Source organism: Flavobacterium sp., from assembly GCF_021151785.1.
GTDB lineage: Bacteria > Bacteroidota > Bacteroidia > Flavobacteriales > Flavobacteriaceae > Flavobacterium.
This window is the reverse complement of record NZ_JAGKWP010000048.1, coordinates 1-17684: the sequence shown is the minus strand read 5'-3', so window position 1 is coordinate 17684 and position 17684 is coordinate 1. Positions and strand designations below refer to the sequence as shown.

At 35.7% G+C, this 17684-nt stretch carries 14 protein-coding genes; 13 read left to right on the top strand and 1 reads right to left on the bottom strand.

What is annotated here, in order from left to right; all coding sequences use genetic code 11:
* Positions 1-136: 136 nt before the first annotated feature.
* The 13 genes from QZ824_RS06710 to QZ824_RS06650 all read left to right on the top strand — a co-directional run bounded on the left by QZ824_RS06710 (position 137) and on the right by QZ824_RS06650 (position 16609).
* On the top strand, positions 137-2440 hold the full coding sequence (locus QZ824_RS06710; RefSeq protein ID WP_291275252.1) for a polysaccharide biosynthesis tyrosine autokinase: 2304 nt from the start codon (positions 137-139) through the stop codon (positions 2438-2440).
* A 116-nt stretch (positions 2441-2556) separates the two neighbouring features.
* Complete coding sequence (locus tag QZ824_RS06705; RefSeq protein WP_291275251.1) at positions 2557-3924, top strand: oligosaccharide flippase family protein; 1368 nt, start codon at positions 2557-2559, stop codon at positions 3922-3924.
* 147 nt (positions 3925-4071) lie between these two features.
* Positions 4072-5157 (top strand): hypothetical protein, encoded by a 1086-nt coding sequence (locus QZ824_RS06700; RefSeq protein WP_291275250.1) that lies wholly within the window; start codon positions 4072-4074, stop codon positions 5155-5157.
* Positions 5158-5177: 20 nt separating this feature from the next.
* Positions 5178-5894: a polysaccharide deacetylase family protein gene (locus tag QZ824_RS06695; protein WP_291275249.1), complete on the top strand. Its 717-nt coding sequence runs from the start codon at positions 5178-5180 to the stop codon at positions 5892-5894.
* 5 nt (positions 5895-5899) lie between these two features.
* Positions 5900-7108, top strand: a complete 1209-nt coding sequence (locus tag QZ824_RS06690) for a glycosyltransferase family 4 protein (RefSeq protein WP_291275248.1) — start codon at positions 5900-5902, stop codon at positions 7106-7108.
* Positions 7109-7118: 10 nt separating this feature from the next.
* The gene (locus QZ824_RS06685) at positions 7119-8270 is read left to right on the top strand and encodes a glycosyltransferase (RefSeq protein ID WP_291275247.1); all 1152 of its coding nucleotides are present in this window, start codon (positions 7119-7121) and stop codon (positions 8268-8270) included.
* Positions 8267-9439, top strand: coding sequence for a glycosyltransferase family 4 protein (locus tag QZ824_RS06680; protein WP_291275246.1), 1173 nt, complete (start codon positions 8267-8269; stop codon positions 9437-9439). Before QZ824_RS06685 ends, QZ824_RS06680 begins: the two co-directional genes overlap by 4 nt.
* A gap of 270 nt (positions 9440-9709) precedes the next feature.
* Positions 9710-10609 (top strand): glycosyltransferase, encoded by a 900-nt coding sequence (locus tag QZ824_RS06675; protein WP_291275245.1) that lies wholly within the window; start codon positions 9710-9712, stop codon positions 10607-10609.
* 64 nt (positions 10610-10673) lie between these two features.
* Positions 10674-11852 (top strand): glycosyltransferase family 4 protein, encoded by a 1179-nt coding sequence (locus QZ824_RS06670; RefSeq protein ID WP_291275244.1) that lies wholly within the window; start codon positions 10674-10676, stop codon positions 11850-11852.
* Positions 11853-11917: 65 nt separating this feature from the next.
* The gene (locus QZ824_RS06665) at positions 11918-13225 is read left to right on the top strand and encodes an oligosaccharide flippase family protein (protein ID WP_291275243.1); all 1308 of its coding nucleotides are present in this window, start codon (positions 11918-11920) and stop codon (positions 13223-13225) included.
* 7 nt (positions 13226-13232) lie between these two features.
* Entirely contained in the window at positions 13233-14039 is an 807-nt protein-coding gene (locus QZ824_RS06660; protein WP_291275242.1) for a glycosyltransferase family 2 protein, read from the top strand.
* A 37-nt stretch (positions 14040-14076) separates the two neighbouring features.
* Positions 14077-15387 (top strand): glycosyl hydrolase family 28-related protein, encoded by a 1311-nt coding sequence (locus tag QZ824_RS06655; RefSeq protein WP_291275241.1) that lies wholly within the window; start codon positions 14077-14079, stop codon positions 15385-15387.
* A 31-nt stretch (positions 15388-15418) separates the two neighbouring features.
* The gene (locus QZ824_RS06650) at positions 15419-16609 is read left to right on the top strand and encodes a glycosyltransferase family 4 protein (RefSeq protein WP_291275240.1); all 1191 of its coding nucleotides are present in this window, start codon (positions 15419-15421) and stop codon (positions 16607-16609) included.
* Between the two features lie 4 nt (positions 16610-16613).
* Here QZ824_RS06650 and QZ824_RS06645 read toward each other — a convergent pair whose 3' ends face one another.
* Positions 16614-17585 carry an acyltransferase family protein gene (locus QZ824_RS06645; protein ID WP_291275239.1) on the bottom strand — a complete coding sequence of 324 codons (972 nt, stop codon included), beginning with the start codon at positions 17583-17585 and terminating at the stop codon, positions 16614-16616.
* Positions 17586-17684 lie beyond the last annotated feature (99 nt).

Genomic DNA, 17684 nt, shown 5'->3' with positions numbered 1-17684 from the left:
TTAAAGTCCAATGATATCATTTATGTCGAGCGAAGAAGATCAAAGGTGGCGACAACAAGACCGCTTGGCACCTATTTATCTGCTGTATTCAGCGGCACGTCATTATTAATTTCTCTTATCGTTATTTTTAAATAAAATGAGTCAAGTCAACAAAAATATCAAAGCTCAGGAAAATAATCTGTTTCATATAATTACGTATAAGTTTTTGCCTTATTGGCCATTATTGATTGGTTTAATCGTTTTTTTTATGGCTGGGGCTGTCATCTATATGCGTATGGCTCTACCCAAATATGAAGCAACTGCAGTGCTTTTAGTAAAGGATGAGAAAAAGGGATATGATGAATCCCGAATGATCGAGGATTTGAATGTTTTCGGAACAAAGAAAATTGTTGAAAACGAATTAGAGGTAATGCAATCCCGTACGCTAATGAAAGACGTTGTAAAGACTTTGGGTTTGTATGCACCAGTCTTAATGAAGAGTAAGATTAAAACGTTATCTGCATATTGTACGTCGCCTGTTTCAGTCCGAGCAAAAAATCCGGATGAGATTATTGAAACCAATGAAGTGCCTTTTTCTTATGATAGCATAAACAGGCAAGTGTATGTTGAAGGAAAAAAGTACCCTTTAGGAGAATGGATCAAATTGCCTTACGGAGAATTGAAATTTGAACGAAATACGAACTTAGTTCAGGCTACAACCAACCCTCTTTATTTTTCATTGATACCTACCAAAAAGGTAGTAAGCTCGTTGATTCAGAACTTAAATGTAAAAGCTGTAAATAAGTTATCTTCGGTTGTTTCCTTACAATTTGTGGATGAAGTTCCAGAGAAAGCTGAAGATATTTTGAATGAATTGATCAGTGCATATAATCGTGCAGGCATCAATGATAAAAATGCGTTGGCTGACAATACAATGAGCTTTGTTGATGATCGCTTGCAGCATGTTAAATCTGACATTGATTCAATTGAAAAACAAATCCAACAATTCCGGTCGGAGCAAGGAGCAATTAACTTGAGTGAGCAAAGCTCTCTTTTCTTAAAGAACGTTGGCGAGAATGATCAGCAAGCTGCAGTGATAGACATGCAACTGTCAGTCCTTGATCGGGTACAACGTTTTGTTAATTCTGGCAAATCAATTGGCACAGTTGTTCCTTCTACACTTGGCATCAGTGATCCTGTTTTATCTCAGTTATTAACAAAACTATCTACTACAGAACTGGAGTATGAACGATTAAAGGCAACAACAGGTACCAACAACCCTGTTCTAACGGCACTATCAAATGAACTGGTACAACTGCGCCTGAGTATTATTGAAAGCATTCAAATTCAACGGATAAATTTAGTTGCCAGTAGAGACCAATTAAATGCTACGAATAAAAAATATTCGGAAACGTTACAAACCATTCCTGAAAAGGAAAGAAATTTATTAGAGATAAGCAGACAAAAAACAATTATCAATAACGTCTACGATTTTTTACTTCAGAAGAAAGAAGAGACTGCTTTGTCTTATGCATCTACGGTACCGGATAGCCGAATTCTGGATGTTGCAGAGTCCTCTATAAAACCTTCAAGCCCTAAAAAAACAATTGTCTTTCCGGTGGCGTTTTTCTTAGCATTTGTAATCGCATTCGGCGTTGTTTTTGTGAAAGACTTTATAAGTAGCAAAGTTCTTTTCCGTTCAGAAATAGAATCTCTTACAGGTACGGCTGCAATCGCTGAACTTAGCCAGGTAAAAAATAATGAAACAGATGTTGCCAAAATTGATTTCTTTAAATGGCAATTATACCAGATCATAGCAGGCCTGAATCTCTTTAATAAAGATAATACAAAGAAAAAAATTCTGGTGGCATCCAGTCAGTCAGGCGAAGGAAAAACGTTTGTGTGTTTAAATCTTGCGAAAGAATTGGCTGCAGCAGGTAAGAGGGTAGTTATGATTGACCTGGATTTTAAAAGCAAAACACTTTCAGAAAGTTTTCAGACAGGTAACAATAAAGGCATTTCAGAATATCTTAAAGAGGCGTGTGGAATAGAGCAGATAATTACTTCAACAGGAATTAATAATCTGTCTATTATTAAATGCGGACAATTAGAGTCGGGTCATGCATCGTTATTTTCGTCAAACAGGATACAGGATCTTTTATTGAATCTGGAAGCAAATTTTGATCAGATATTAATTGATACCACATCGATTGATCCGGTAACAGATGATTTAATTCTAGAACAGTTTAGTGATTCAACATTGTATGTTGTGAGACATGCTTACACACCTAAAGTTATATTCCAATTTGATAATGCAGATAACCGTTTAAGTAAAGTCAGTAATGCGGAAATCGTATTCAATGGGGTAAAAACAAGAGGATACTTGAAAGGTTACGGTTACGGCTATGGGTATGATTATTTTCATAAAAAATCTTTTCAAAATTCTGCCGATAAAAAATAAGGTTGATTAAGAGTTGAGAACAAGCCTGTTAAACCCAATTTTTAGATATATAGAAGCATCGCTTTTCTGCTATTTAAAAAAGGAAGAAGATTTATTTTAAATAATTATAATACAAGATGACTTATTTCCTTCAGTTGTTAGGTGTACAAATTGATAAACTTGCCAAACAGGAGAGAAGTAAAAAACTTTTGATTAATGTATTAGGATCTTTTTTTGTAAAGGCGATCAGTATGGCTATTACACTCACACTGATTCCTGTTTCATTAAAATATACCGAAGCCAGTACCTATGGTGTATGGTTAACATTATCTTCAGTTATTGTGTGGTTTAATTTATTTGACTTTGGATTATCAAGCGGCTTAACCAATAAGCTTACTGAATCTTTTGCAAAAAATGACATACAGTCAGCCAGGATCTATTTATCGACAACGTATTATTTTTTAGCTGTAATAATATTGCCACTTAGTTTAATCTTTTTTGTGGCAAGCAATTTTATTGACTGGAATGTAGTTTTCAATACCACCATTAATAAAGCGGAACTCCGTACGGCTATCTATTTGATGTATGTTTCTTTCTGTTTTTCTTTTTTGCTTAAACCGATCAATCATGTATTGAAATCCAAACAAAAACATTTTGTTCTAAGTAGTATACAAGTTGCCGGAAATCTGATAGCACTTATATGCATTGTACTTATGGGAGATATGTTCAGCAGTAAGTTTATCTTCTTGTGCTGCGTCTTGAGTTTTACATATCCCATAGTTTTATTGATCGCCACACTGGTTCTGTATTTAGGTATCTTTAAAGATATTCAACCGAAGATGGTGTTTGCTTCTAAAAAGCACTTTAAAAATGTTTTTGGAGTAAGTGCAAAATTTTTCATTATCGAAATTTCAGTAATCGCCATACTGATGTCAAACAATATATTGATCGCTCATCTGGTAGATAATCAAAATGTCACCTATTACAATATTGCTTACAGGCTATTCAGTATTATTACGATATTTCAATACATGATCATGATACCGCTTTGGCCAGCCTATACAGACGCATACACATTAAAAGATTACAATTGGATACGATCTGCTGTATCAAAAAGTAACAAGTTGAATTTTGCTCTTTGTATACCTCTGGTGTTGATGTTCTTATTGAGCGATCAAATCTACTTTTATTGGATAGGAGATGATATCAAAATACCTTTCGAAGTTAATTTACTCCTGATGATTTTTGTTGGTATAGGCACCTTTAAAGAAAGCTATGTTTCATTTATCAATGGGGTAGGCAGGGTTAATCTGCAGGCTGTTTATAGCGCAGTAACAATTGTACTGCAAGTACCGCTTGCGTATTTCTTAGCTAAACATTTAAAGCTTGGTTTAACAGGTATCTTACTCCTCAATATATTTTGGGTAGTAATAGGTTTTATATTATGGCGAATTCAATATGCAGTCATTATGAATTCGAATAGCACAAAAAAAATCTGGCAATAATCTTTGTAGTTTATGAAGCAGTTTTCATTTTTAAAAGATACGTCGGCAAAGATTTTATTCCTGATCTTTCTGGCAAATTTCTTTTATGATGATCCAACATTATATCTATATAAGAGAGTCTTGTTCTCCATATTTATATATTATGCCATGTATGAAATTTTTAATGTATACACGGCAAGTACTTCAGGTATTGATTCATTTAAAATGCCTGTCTTTTATCAGTTCTATGTACCCGTATTATTTGTCTTTATATCATCCTTGCTGATCAAGGATCTGATGAACCCCAATCTGAATTGGGTAACGTTGCTCAACAATCCATATAGTCTGCTATCTGTAGGCTCGATTTTTTTATTTGTAGTGGGCGCGAATATGGACGATATCATGCCGATCTATAAATCGCTTCAGGTTGTATTATTTGTTTTTGTATTGGTTTTATTATTGCCGGTATTTGGTAAAGTAAAATATTACCAGGGTTATGTGTGTGCAAATGCATTTATACCGTTTTTCTTTATCTCACTCTATTTGAAGCGCTATGTGGTGTTCAGCTGGGGATTATTGATAGGAGGGCTTTATTTCAGTAACCTATCTGACTACAGGATCATTGCCATGAGAATTCTTCTATTCGTTGGATTATATATTGCATTTAGTATTTGCAAGAAAATGAATTTTTTAAAAGTGATTGTGATATTGGTAACAGGATTTTGTTTATACCATTTCATTGCCAACCTGGGTGATATTTTATTTTTATTCAAAGATATTATTGGTGTAAAAAGTTTTGATGATGTAGATACCAGAGGCTTTTTATGGACCGAGGTATTTGGCGACTTGCAGGGCAGTGAATTTATTTTTGGAAAAGGGTTTCTTGGAACGTATTTCAGCGAATATTTTTTGATGATCCTAATCCATTTCCAAACATATGCAGATCATTATGAAAGATTTTCTGTGGAAGTAGGCTTTCTACAGCTGTTACTTAAGGGCGGCTTCTTCTGGTATTTCTTATATATCGCCCCAATCTTTTATGCCTTTGTAAAAGGCATTTTCTGGAATGGAAATAATAGGCTGGTGCTTTTTATTTCAACATTCCTTTTTACAGAACTATTGTTGATGTTTATAGAGAACAATCCGTATTTCAGTTTTCAATATTCGCTTATATTTCTTTTAGCTGGTTATTCGCTCAAGTTGATGAAACAAGAGCAGGATGTACCAGTACTTAAAGAAGAAACATCTCAGTAATATAATTGTAGCATAGAAATATGAAATTGATTACGACAAGTTGGGATGACGGACATATAAAGGACTTTCGTTTGGCAGACTTGCTTGATAAGTATAATCTGGCCGCTACGTTTTATATACCTGCAGCTAATGATGAGCATGCAGTTATGAATGAAAAGGAAGTAATTGAGTTGTCGAAAAGATTTGAAATCGGCGGGCATACCATGAATCATGCCCGGATGAATACAATTTCAGAAAAAATATTTAAAGCAGAAATTGAAGGGTGTTATTTATGGTTATCAGATTTATTAGGAAAGAATCCAATGTCATTTTGTTTCCCCGGCGGCGTGATCAATCAGCCTGCAACGGAGTATGCATTTAATACTGGGTTTAAAATCATACGTACAACAGAATTATTGAATCCGTGGTTTGATACCAAAGACTATGTAATTCCCACTACCATGCAGGTTTACAATCATTCATCATTTACGTATTACAAACACCTGGCGAAACGATTTAAAATTCAATCTTTGCTTTTGTATCTCAAGTCAGGCAGTTCCGGATCATTACGGAAGAATCTTGAATATTATTTAGAGCATATTCAAATACATGGAGGCTGCTTTCATTTGTGGGGGCATTCATGGGAGATAGAAGAATTTAATTTGTGGAACGAATTGGAGGAATTGTTCAAAGCCATGTCTAATCTGCCTGATATTGCTTATGTAAGCAACGAAGGCTTATTACAATATAAAAATTAAACCTTTTGAAGACAGTTTTAATTTCTGCTTATACGTGTTGCCCAAATAGAGGGTCTGAGCCTGGAAATGGCTGGAGCTGGCTGATGGGCTATATTCAGAATGGGTACACCATACATTGTGTAACATCTGATAGGTATGTAGCGCAGATTGAAAAATTCTGTAAGGAAAATAATTTTTCGAATTTGATATTCCATTTTTCAGGATACAATATTGCACGCAACACGAAAAAGATACCGATTGTGGGTGAGTATCTGCATTACTATCTCTGGCTGATTAAAGCAAGAAAGAGAGTAAAGCAACTAATTGCGAAATACGAATTTGATCATGTGCACCATGTCACTTTCAGCTCTATTAAATTTGGCACACCTGTATATAATACAAAACTAAAGCTTGTTATAGGGCCATTGGGCGGAGGAGAATTGCCTGACAAGTCATTGAAAAAATATCTTGGGCGTGATTATTATCTTGAAGCTGTAAAATATAAGATCGCAGGTTTTTTGTCTTTTATTAATCCTACAGTAGCAGCTTCTATTAACAGTTCGGATCGCATATTGGTTTCGAATGACATTGCTGCAGCTATTGTAAGAAAGTATTCTTCTGCAAACCTGATCCGCATGTTTGACGCGGGGCTACCGGAAAATTTTCGCATGGACTTTATTGAAAGGGAAATAGACGGAGTTGTTAATATTTTATGGATCGGAAGCATTATTCCGAGAAAAGGCCTTAATCTTACCATTGAGGCTGTAGCTGCATTACCTGCAGACATGGATTTTCATTTTTTCATAGTGGGTGATGGTCCGTTAATGCAGGCATCTCAGGAGTTAATTTCGACGTATAACCTTCAGTCGAAAACAACTTTTACAGGCAAAGTCTCTTATGATACATTGAAAGATATCTTTTCAAAGGCTCATCTTTTATTGTTCCCAAGTTTAATTGATTCATGCCCGATGCAGGTATTTGAATGCATGGCATACAGTCTTCCTGTTGTAACGCTGGATCATCAGGGCATGAAAGAGCAGGTGCCGGTAACAGCTGGAATACGTGTACCTGTTGAACGAAGAGAAACAAGCTATGCACAGAAACTGGCAACAGGTATTCGAACTATAATTTCTGATCCTGAAAAATATCATCAGTATTCGTTGAATGCTTATAAAATCGGGCAGCAACAATTATGGAGTAAAAGAATTGAACATTTCGTAAAAGAAATATTATAGGTAGCGTATTATGACACACTATTTAATTTGCGATTTAAATATTCAAAAAAAAGGTCATTATATTGGGTACAACCAATACATCATTAATGGTATTGCTAAGATCAAAGGCAGCACCGATCGAAGGTATACTTTTTTATATAATGAAGAAGCAAAAGATTTTCTGAGCTTCCCTGATATACTAAAAGATGATGTACATTTCCTGAATGATAATTGCTGGAGTAACGTAAGCATGAAGGATAAAATCAGACTTTTTAAAAAAGCTGTAACAATTGCTAATGAGCTTAATGTCGACCATTTAATTTTCATGGATCTGGATCAATATCAGTTTCCGATATTCAGGTCTGCCTTTTCATTCAAGCTTTCAGGGGTTTTATTCAGACCGCATCACCGGATCACACATTCTTCTGATACGTTTAAATCTAAGCTGGCAAGCCGCATTCAACGATTTAAAAAAATCATTGCCGAAAAATTTCTTATATCTAAAAAGAATGTTGAGAATGTATTCATTTTGAATGATGAAGAAGGAGTGAAGTTTCTAAACAAATTTCATAACACGAATCAATTTAAATTTTTACAGGACCCGATCTTTTCATACCCATCTTCACTTAAATCTTATGAAGAAGATGGTGTTGTTAAGTTTTTAATTTTCGGCTCGATGAATGAGCGTAAAAATATAACCACGATCGTAAATGCTTTTGCTGCAACAAATTTTACTACCAAAGCTGAGCTTTTGATTGTAGGGCATGCGGAACAATCTTATTTAACCTACTTGCACGACCTTGTAAACAATCTGCCAGGCATTCATAGAGATAAAAGAATTACTATAAAGTCTGGCTTTGTTACAGACGAAGAAATGGACAACTATTTCCATAGCGCAACTGTTTGTTTGTTGATCTATAAAGACTTTTACGGATCTAGTGGATTGTTGGGACGTGCAGCCTTGCATAATAAAAAAGTTATAGGCGCTAACGTAGGCTTGTTGAAAGAACTAATCGAAAAAAATGGCTTAGGAATTACCTGTGACCCTAAAAGTGAAACAGAAATTTCGAAAGCATTGGTAGAGATTCTTAACAAGGATTTTTCTTCAGAAAACTTTCAGCGTTTTTTTGAAACTTATTCTCCCGAAACATTTTTCAAAACTCTTTTACAACTTCGTGTATGAAAATATTGATTATACATAATAAGTATAAGATTTTAGGAGGAGAGGATATTCAGACTTTAGAGGAGGTTGAATTGCTCCGAAAACATGGCAATGAAGTAGAGTTGTTTCATGTTTCCAATGATTCAATTGATGACGATATAAATAACGTTCGTTTAGCTGTAGATACTGTCTGGTCTAAGAAATATTATAAAGAGCTGCTCGATAAAATAAAAAGAGAAAAATTCGAAATCGTGCACGTACATAACTTTTTCCCCTTACTTTCTCCGAGTATATTTTATGCCGCAAGAAAAGCCGGGGCAAAGGTAATCATGACAGCACACAATTATCGGTTGATCTGCCCGAATGCGCTGATGTATATAAACAATGAAATCTGTTCAGCATGCGTTGGCAAAGCGATCCCCTATCCCGCACTTTTTAAAAAATGTTATAGAGGAAGTTTTTCTGCGACGGCTGCTACTGTGGCTATGTTGAGTGTACACAATATTATTCAGACCTGGAAAAATAAGATTGATGGTATTGTCTGCATTTCAGATTTCCTGAAAAAACAATTGGTAGATGTTGGCTTTAAAAATGAGCAATTGCATGTTAAACATAATTTTGTTTCAAGCATTGTTGAGCCTCATTTTGTTGCCGGCGATTATTACATTTTTGTTGGGCGTACTTCAGACCAGAAGGGGCTTCCATTATTACTGAATACTTTTGAGAATAGTGACAAAAAACTTATGATTGTTGGCGATGGGCCTTTAAATGATTTGGTTGAAGAATATGCCCGACGCAACAGTAACATTCATTATGTAGGTAAGTTATCTCTTGAGGAAACCTATAAAAAAATTGCAGGAGCAAAGGCATTGATTTTACCATCACAATCACACGAACCATTTGGCCGGACTATAGCAGAAGCTTTTGCACACGGAACTCCTGTGCTAGGTTCTGATCTGGGTGGTATCAGTGAATTGATCCAGGAAGGTGTCAATGGATTTCTGTTTGATCCTTATAAAGATGCAGATCTGTTAAATACCATCGCCAGATTTGAACATACTTCAGAACCGAATGTAATGAGAAGGAATGCATTTGATTCATACCAGAAAAAATTTACCTCTGATTATAATTATGATCGGATCATGGAAATATATAATCATGTATTATCTGCTGATAAATCTGCAAAATAAGCCCTGAATGTCTGTATGAAGGTTTTGATGATACATAATAGATATAAGATCACAGGGGGGGAAGATGTGTCTACCAACGTTGAAGCTGAAATGCTGAAAAGCGGCGGTATAGACATAGAGAAATGGATCATTACAAATGACAGTATTGAAAATGAAAATAAAATCAATCTGGCGATCAATACCATTTGGTCTAAGAAGTATCATCAATTATTACTGGATAAGATAAAAGAGAATAAGTACGATATTATCCATGTGCAGAATTTTTTTCCGTTGTTTTCACCCAGCATTTTTTATGCAGCAAAGAAGGCAGGAACAAAAATTGTCATGACAATTCGCAATTACAGATTGATTTGTCCGAATGGTTTGATGTATGTACATGGAAAAATCTGCAGGGATTGTGTTGGCAAGACTATTCCATATCCTGCCATCATGAAAAAATGTTATCGGGACGATATGGGTGCTACTACTGCTATTGTTGGCATGTTGGGTGTACATAATATATTAAACACCTGGAGCAATAAAGTAGATGGCTATATCTGCATCAGTGCATTTGTAAAACAGCAGTTGATTAAAAGCGGTTTTGACTCAGGCAAGTTGCATGTAAAGTACAACTTTGTTACGAGTCCTGTGGCTCCTGAATTTACTTCTGAAGGATACTATATTTTTGTTGGTAGAACATCAGATCAAAAGGGGCTTCCATTATTGTTAAAGACGTTCGAAGAAAACAAAAAGGAGTTGATGATTGTAGGCGACGGACCTTTAAACGAAATGGCTGAATCGTTTGCCCGTAGAAATGCCAACATTACATTTGCAGGAGAGTTGCCCTTAGAAGAAACCTATAGAAGAATAGCAAAAGCAAAAGCGCTGATTGCCCCTTCGCAATCAGATGAACCTTTTGGAAGAACAATTGCAGAAGCCTTTGCGCATGGCACACCTGTGATAGGTTCTGCCTTGGGAGGTATCAGCGAATTGATTCAGGATGGTGTTAATGGTTTTCTGTTTGATCCTTATCAAGCAACAGCTCTGCAGGAAACCATTACGAAATTTGAAAACTTTGAAAATGCAGAATTGATGCGCCGGGGAGCATTTGATTCATATCAGAAAAAATTTACTTCCAATATGAATTATGATTCTGTTATGGAAATTTATAATAAAGTGTTAACTTCTTAATAAGAAAACTCCAGCTTATAAATCCCGATTTTAACTAAGTATATTTTATGAAAATGGCATTTGTATGAAAGTTTTGATGATACATAATAGATATAAGATTATGGGCGGGGAGGATGTTTCCACGAATGCAGAAGCTGCATTGTTGAAAGACAGCGGACTGGATCTGGAAACATTGATCATTACAAATGACAGCATTGAAAATGAAAATATGATTGGCCTTGCGATTAATACCGTATGGTCAAAAAAATATCATCAATTATTACTGAAAAAAATAAAAGAGAATAAGTATGACATTATTCATGTGCAGAATTTCTTCCCGTTGTTTTCTCCCAGTATATTTTATGCAGCCCAAAAAGCAGGAACAAAAATAATCATGACGGTAAGAAATTACCGCTTAATATGTCCGAATGGTTTGATGTATGTTCATGGGGCGGTATGTGAGCAATGCGTTGGGAAAACGATTCCTTATCCGGCTTTGATGAAAAAATGTTACAGAGAAAGCTTAGGAGCAACAAGTGTGACAGTAGGCATGCTTGCTGTACATAATATATTGAATACATGGGATGCGAAGGTTGACGGTTATATTTGCATAAGTGAATTTGTAAAAGACCAATTAAAAAAAGGAGGCTTTAAAGCAGACAAGCTGCATGTCAAATATAACTTTGTTGTTACAGATTTGCCTCCGGTATATGAGCCTGAAGATTATTATGTTTATTTAGGACGCATATCTACAGAAAAAGGAATAGATATTTTATTGGATGCTTTTCAAAAAAACAAAAAGAGATTACTGATCATTGGTGATGGTCCGTTAAAGGATGAAGTCATTCAGGCCAGTAAAATGCATTCCAATATTGAATATCTTGGAAAGCTGCCATTAAATGATTCGTATAAAATAGTATCCAGGGCGAAAGCATTAATCTTTCCGTCTAAATGGCACGAACCATTTGGTCGCACCATTGTGGAAGCATTTGCGCATGCTACCCCGGTAATAGGTGCTAAAATGGGCGGGGTTACAGAACTTATAAAGGATGGTTATAACGGCTTCTTGTTTGATCCATCAAATGCAGCAGGCCTCAATCAGGCAATTGACGCGTTGGATTCGGTTGCAGACAAAGTGAAATTAAGACAGAATGCATTTGAGAGCTATAAAAATTCATTCACCCCTGAAAAGAATTTGAAAAGCATTCTTGAAATATATGACAAGTTTTTACAGAAATCACAGAAAGGAACTGTAACTACATAAGCAAGCGTGTCGAAGATGAGCATAGTATTACTGAAAAGTAAATAAATTATTTAACAAAGTTTTTTGTGGGACTTAAAACCTTAATTAATAAATATAAGTCGGTATTATCTTCAAAAGGGATTGTCGATTTAATAAGTCATAAGCTATCTAAACAGTTTTTGTCTTTAGCGGCAATTCAATCTATCAATTTGTTGTTCCCGCTTTTTGTTATTCCGTATGTGAGCCGTGTATTAGGCCCTGAAAATTTGGGACTGGTAAACTTTGCTACTTCTTTCCTGACGTATTTTACCTTGATCATTAATTATGGGTTTGATTACGCTGCAACCCGTGAAATATCAGTAGTTCGGGAAGACAAGGAAAAAGTAAGTGCAATTTTCAATGAGGTAATAAATAGTAAAATTTTATTGTTTACGGTTTCCAGCCTTTTATATTTTGTTATTATACTGTCTTCTGAAAAATATTCGAGTCATATATTTTTATATTATGTTTCGTATGCGTCTGTGATCAGTGCAATTTTTTATTCGCCCTGGTTGTTTCAGGGAATGCAAAAACTTACCGTTTTTACCATCACGAATTTGATATTCAGGGTAGCTTCTATGGGCTTTATTTTCCTATTGATTAAAGAGGCTACAGATTATAATTTATACCAGTTGATTAATGGTTTGACAATGTTTTTGACTGCAGTAGCAACACTTATCTATGCCCACATGAAGTTTAAAGTCAATTTCAGGTGGTTGCCGATCAGGGAAAGTATGCATAAAATAAAATCAAACTTTCTATTATTTATATCAATAGTAATTGTTAACTTCAATACAACCTCAACAATTGTTTTGCTGGGATATCTTACCAGCTATGAAACAGTTGGGTATTATACAGCGTCTATGAAGGTGTATTCAGTGATTGCAAGTCTGTCGTTATTTCCCATTTCACAGGTTTTGTATCCGCACCTTGCAACTAAATTTAAAGAATCAACGGAGATCGGTTTACAGACGGTAAAGAAACTTATCCCTAAAATACTACTTGCTGTAGCGGCCGTTTCCGGGTGTTTGATTGTTGCATCCAGGTTGATCATTGATATTTTATACGGAGATAAATTCGAAAGCTCGGTAGCTATTCTGCAAACACTGGCGCCATTATTAGTTATATCAACATTGGTAAATATATTGTGCTACCAGGTAATGCTAAATCTTAAAATGGATAAACATTTCCTGAAGATCAATTCAATCGGTTTCGTTATGAATATCATTATTAGCATGAGTCTTGTGCCCGTTTTTAATGCATACGGAACCTGTGCGTCGCTGTACATGATTGAATTGACAATTGTTGTAGTATCGTTGATCATTCTTAGAAAGAATAATTATAAAGTTTATTGATAGCAGTATGAAAAACGCAAAAATATCAGTTGTTATTAATACGTTTAATGAAGAAGCACATATTAAAAAATGTGTTGAAAGTGTATTGACATTTGCAGACGAGATCGTTGTGTGTGATATGTATAGCGATGATGATACCGTTAACATTGCAAATAGTCTTGGTGCGAAAGTTATTTATCATGAAAAGGTAGGCTTTGTAGAACCAGCAAGGCATTATGCTATTTCACATGCCACCGGAGACTGGATTTTAGTACTCGATGCAGATGAATATATTACAGAAGAATTAAGCCTGAAATTAAAAGAGTTGGTTGCTACTTCAGATGCAGATCTGATCGCAATCGGGAAGCTGTATTTTTATTTCGCCAATTACATTAAGCGCGGTGGATTTTATCTGGAGAGCAGTCCTTTGTTCTTTAAAAAGGATTTGTACATGAATAATTTCACAGAGGAGAATATGAAAATCTTCAAAGGCTTTATTCATTTAAAACCTGCATCGAAAAAAATGATTTCGATCGGCGATAAATATTTTATCTGGCATGATGCTTATCCATCGATAGAGAAGTTTGTTGCAAAAACAAATGCAAAGTATGCACTCATTGAGGCAAAGCAAATGTTTGCAGATGGAGACACATTCAGTGTTTACAAACTATTGTGGGATCCTACGAAAACGTTTCTGAAAAAATACCTATATCAACGTGCCATGCTGGATGGTGTAAATGGCCTTATACTTTGCGTACTGTATGCAAATTATAGATTTAATGTTTGGGCCAATTTATGGCAGATCGAGCAGGATAATAAGAATATGAAAAAGTGATTGTATGTGTTAACCCCAACCCAAACATAACACGTTTATGAAAAGATATTCATTGTTGCTTGGATTTTTTCTTTTGCATCTGATATCTGTAGCGCTTGATGCAAAGTCTGTAGGTGCCAAAGGTGATGGTATACAAGACGACGCTCCTTATCTGAACCTTGCTATTGCCAGGGCATTACTTATAGGAGAAGATTTATTTATTCCTGCTGGTACTTACAAATGCGAACAATTCGGTTCTCCTTACAATAAAATTTTACTGATGGATCAGTCGGGTGTAAAGACGATCCGCATATACGGAGAAGCCGGAACTAAAATCACAACTTCTCAACCTAAAGGTTGTTTGCTCTATATCTTTAATAAGAACCTGAATGTGTCGATCGAAAATATATTTTTTGAGAATACTCATGGCATAACGCTGGAACAAACAAATGCCTTGCAGTTGTTGGGTACAAATGAAAATTCGATCATTAATTTCTCCGTAAGAAACTGCAGGTTTGAAGGCTTCAGTACAGCCATATCTGCGCAAGGTGTAAAAGGTCTCTTTATTTATAATAATACATTTGCCAGTCCGCGGGGACATGATAACGCACAAGACAGCTCGGCGCCTGCAGTATATATTTGGCTGGCAGATAATGCCAACGGACAATGTTACAATGTGAAAATATCAAACAATGTTGCCGATGGTTATACAGGCAGCAATGTAGCGTTGACTCATACAAAACGTGCGATGGATGGATTCGTGATTGCAATAGCATATGGGCTGGAGATCATATCCAATGAAACCAGGAACTTCAGTGAAGAACATTTGATTATTCAGCCGCCAAAAACTTTTCCGGCCTCAAAAGATTCTACTTTTATTGAGGGTAATAAATTTTTTCAGGCAATTCCATTGGGTTCAATGAAAAATGGCGCGGTGTTAAGTTCTAATTATGGTATACGTGTAGAATGTAATTATTTAAAAATAGATAATAATATATTTAATGATTTCAGTACAGGCATATTGATGCTTCCTTTTGAAGTGCCAGGCTGGACTCAGCATTCGGTTATGATTTCAGCAAACAAGTTCTATTCTGCACAAAAAACTTTTTACCATGTGCGGGAAGCTATTAAAGTGCAAGGCAGCGATACTAATCCGGCAACAGATATTACTATTTCCGGGAATGCGATACAAATAAGCGGCTTTATTGTCAAGTCCAGCAGGTCGGCTATTTCATTGTACGACTGCAAAAATGTATTGCTGGAAAATAATCGGGTTACGTTGCAGAATCTGACGCTAAACGGATTTACGTATACAACATTTCTAAAGCTGAGATGCCTGAATGTTGTTGCTAAAAATAATAATTTTTGAATGCCGCATGTATGTTAACAATCCATATTAAATGAAAGTATTATTATCGGCGTATGCATGCAGACCTAATCATGGTTCTGAACCTGCAGTAGGGTGGAACTGGGCAATAGAAATTGCGAAGCTTGGGCATGAAGTTACTGTGCTTACCCGCAAGGATAACCGCGAATTCATAGAAACGGAGTCTGCTTCAATTCCTTCCAATCTGAAATTTATTTATTACGATTTGCCATCTGTAATTTTAAAAGCAAAAAAAATCACGGGCATATATTTTTACTATACGTTGTGGCAGGCCGGTGCTTATCTGATGATTAAAAAGCGCATCAAAGAGCCGTTTGATATTGTACAGCACATCACGTATGTATCGTATCGTTTTCCGATCTTTTTATATAAACTGAAAGGCAAGTTTATCTTTGGGCCCATTGCAGGTGGGGAAGAATCTTCACCAAATCTTACTGCCACGTTGCCCTTTATACCAAGGCTGCTGGAACGTATGCGTACGTGTATTAATACCATCAATTCGATGAACCTATTCATTAATCGGGCATATTTAAAATCTTACAGAATTTTTGCTGCAACGAACGACACCTTCGATAAAATTCCCGAAAAATATAAAAGCAAAACATCGATTACACCGGCGATTGGAATTAATAAAGCAGTAAGTGTTTCTATTGAAAAGCATACAGCGTTTACTATTTTATATGCAGGGCAGTTATTATACTGGAAGGGCATTCACATAGCGTTGGAAAGTTTCGCAAAGGCTGTAAAATCAAACCCGGCCATACGTTTTAAAATTGTAGGAAGCGGTAAATATAAAGCAGAACTTGTAAAGCTGGCCGCGGACCTGAACGTATCAGACAAGGTAGAATTTATAAGTAAACTGCCGCAAAAGGACTTGTATGAAGAATATAGAAAAGCTCATGTTTTTTTATTCCCAAGCCTGCACGATAGCGGAGGTTTTGTGGTGATTGAGGCGATGGCACACGCATTGCCGGTTATTTGCCTGGACAAAGGCGGGCCTCCGGTTTTTGTTGGTAAAGAAACGCAGAACGTTATACCTGTTCAAAATAAAACGATTGATCAGATCACGACAAACATTGCAACGCTGTTAGCAGACTACTCAAACAATTCAGAGTTACTCAAAATCGAATCTGAAAAAGCATTGAGCAAATCTGAAAATTATGAGTGGAGTAAAATCGTACGAAAGGTATATGATGCGATCTGAACAATTATTTTTTTGAATAGACCATGCCAAATGCCTTTGATAATGCCCAGGCCGCCAGTGTTAGCAGGATGGAGAAGAGAACAATATTAAGCGGGAATATTTGTCTTTTAACAAAGTCCATATTGTAGAAGAAGCTTTGTAATAAATAAATTTCTAACGTAATGGAAGAAATAAAGATAATGGTTATGCTTAAATACTTCCAGTTGGTCAGTGCCTGGTGTATTGCCTGCGATCTTGTTATTTTTAAAAAGTAAATCACCCAGGGAATTGTTACCAATTGCAATAAAAATTGCAAAGGCATAAGTACATTGTATTTTGTGGTTGCGAACTTGAAGCCAAAGAAGAATAGCGTTAACAGAAAGAATATCGCAATATCCATTTTTCCTGTGTATGCATATTTTTCATAATTGTTTGCCACGTATACACCCAGTATCATTACTTCAAGATAGAAGATCCATTTGAATAAAGACTTTGATTCTACTGTCCAGGAATGGATATCCATAAGTGAAAAGTAGGTGCCAAAGTAAACCAGCATGATAAAGGCAGAAGTATATAAAAATACTTTCTCTGAATAATTGGTAATGACGAAATAAGTAGGAATATAGAATAAGGTGATGGCTGGAATAAACCAATATCCGGTAGGATAAATAAACTGCGCGAATATGTCAGCAAAGTTTAATTGAATAGAATAATAGCCGATTAACAGAAAGATGATTGTTGCAACCCACGTAATCAGATAAGTACGTGATGCCCGCTTATAAAACCAGGAGCCAAAGGGGACGCATCTTTTGTTCAAGCTCAATGTAAGTCCGATAGATGATACCAGGAAAAAAATTGTATTGCCAAGGCTGCCGCCGGTACCCATATTATGAATAGGGTAGAGGTGATTGATGTGCGAATTTGTGATTAGAATAATAGCAAAAAATTTCAGTATATCTAACTCAGGTTTTGAGCCGGATGCAGATGTAGTGCTCATATCAGAAAATTTAAACGAATGATAGTAAAGATACTCTAAAAAAGTATCCGGTTACATGGAATGTTTTTATTTGCTTTAAATATTTAACTAGAATTTAAT

Coding starts and splice junctions, on each gene's coding strand:
- QZ824_RS06645 (WP_291275239.1), bottom strand. CDS start 17,585: ATGAGCACTACATCTGCATCCGGCTCAAAACCTGAGTTAGATATACTG.
- QZ824_RS06660 (WP_291275242.1), top strand. CDS start 13,233: ATGAAAAACGCAAAAATATCAGTTGTTATTAATACGTTTAATGAAGAA.
- QZ824_RS06650 (WP_291275240.1), top strand. CDS start 15,419: ATGAAAGTATTATTATCGGCGTATGCATGCAGACCTAATCATGGTTCT.
- QZ824_RS06710 (WP_291275252.1), top strand. CDS start 137: ATGAGTCAAGTCAACAAAAATATCAAAGCTCAGGAAAATAATCTGTTT.
- QZ824_RS06695 (WP_291275249.1), top strand. CDS start 5,178: ATGAAATTGATTACGACAAGTTGGGATGACGGACATATAAAGGACTTT.
- QZ824_RS06700 (WP_291275250.1), top strand. CDS start 4,072: ATGTATGAAATTTTTAATGTATACACGGCAAGTACTTCAGGTATTGAT.
- QZ824_RS06655 (WP_291275241.1), top strand. CDS start 14,077: ATGAAAAGATATTCATTGTTGCTTGGATTTTTTCTTTTGCATCTGATA.
- QZ824_RS06670 (WP_291275244.1), top strand. CDS start 10,674: ATGAAAGTTTTGATGATACATAATAGATATAAGATTATGGGCGGGGAG.
- QZ824_RS06685 (WP_291275247.1), top strand. CDS start 7,119: ATGACACACTATTTAATTTGCGATTTAAATATTCAAAAAAAAGGTCAT.
- QZ824_RS06680 (WP_291275246.1), top strand. CDS start 8,267: ATGAAAATATTGATTATACATAATAAGTATAAGATTTTAGGAGGAGAG.
- QZ824_RS06705 (WP_291275251.1), top strand. CDS start 2,557: ATGACTTATTTCCTTCAGTTGTTAGGTGTACAAATTGATAAACTTGCC.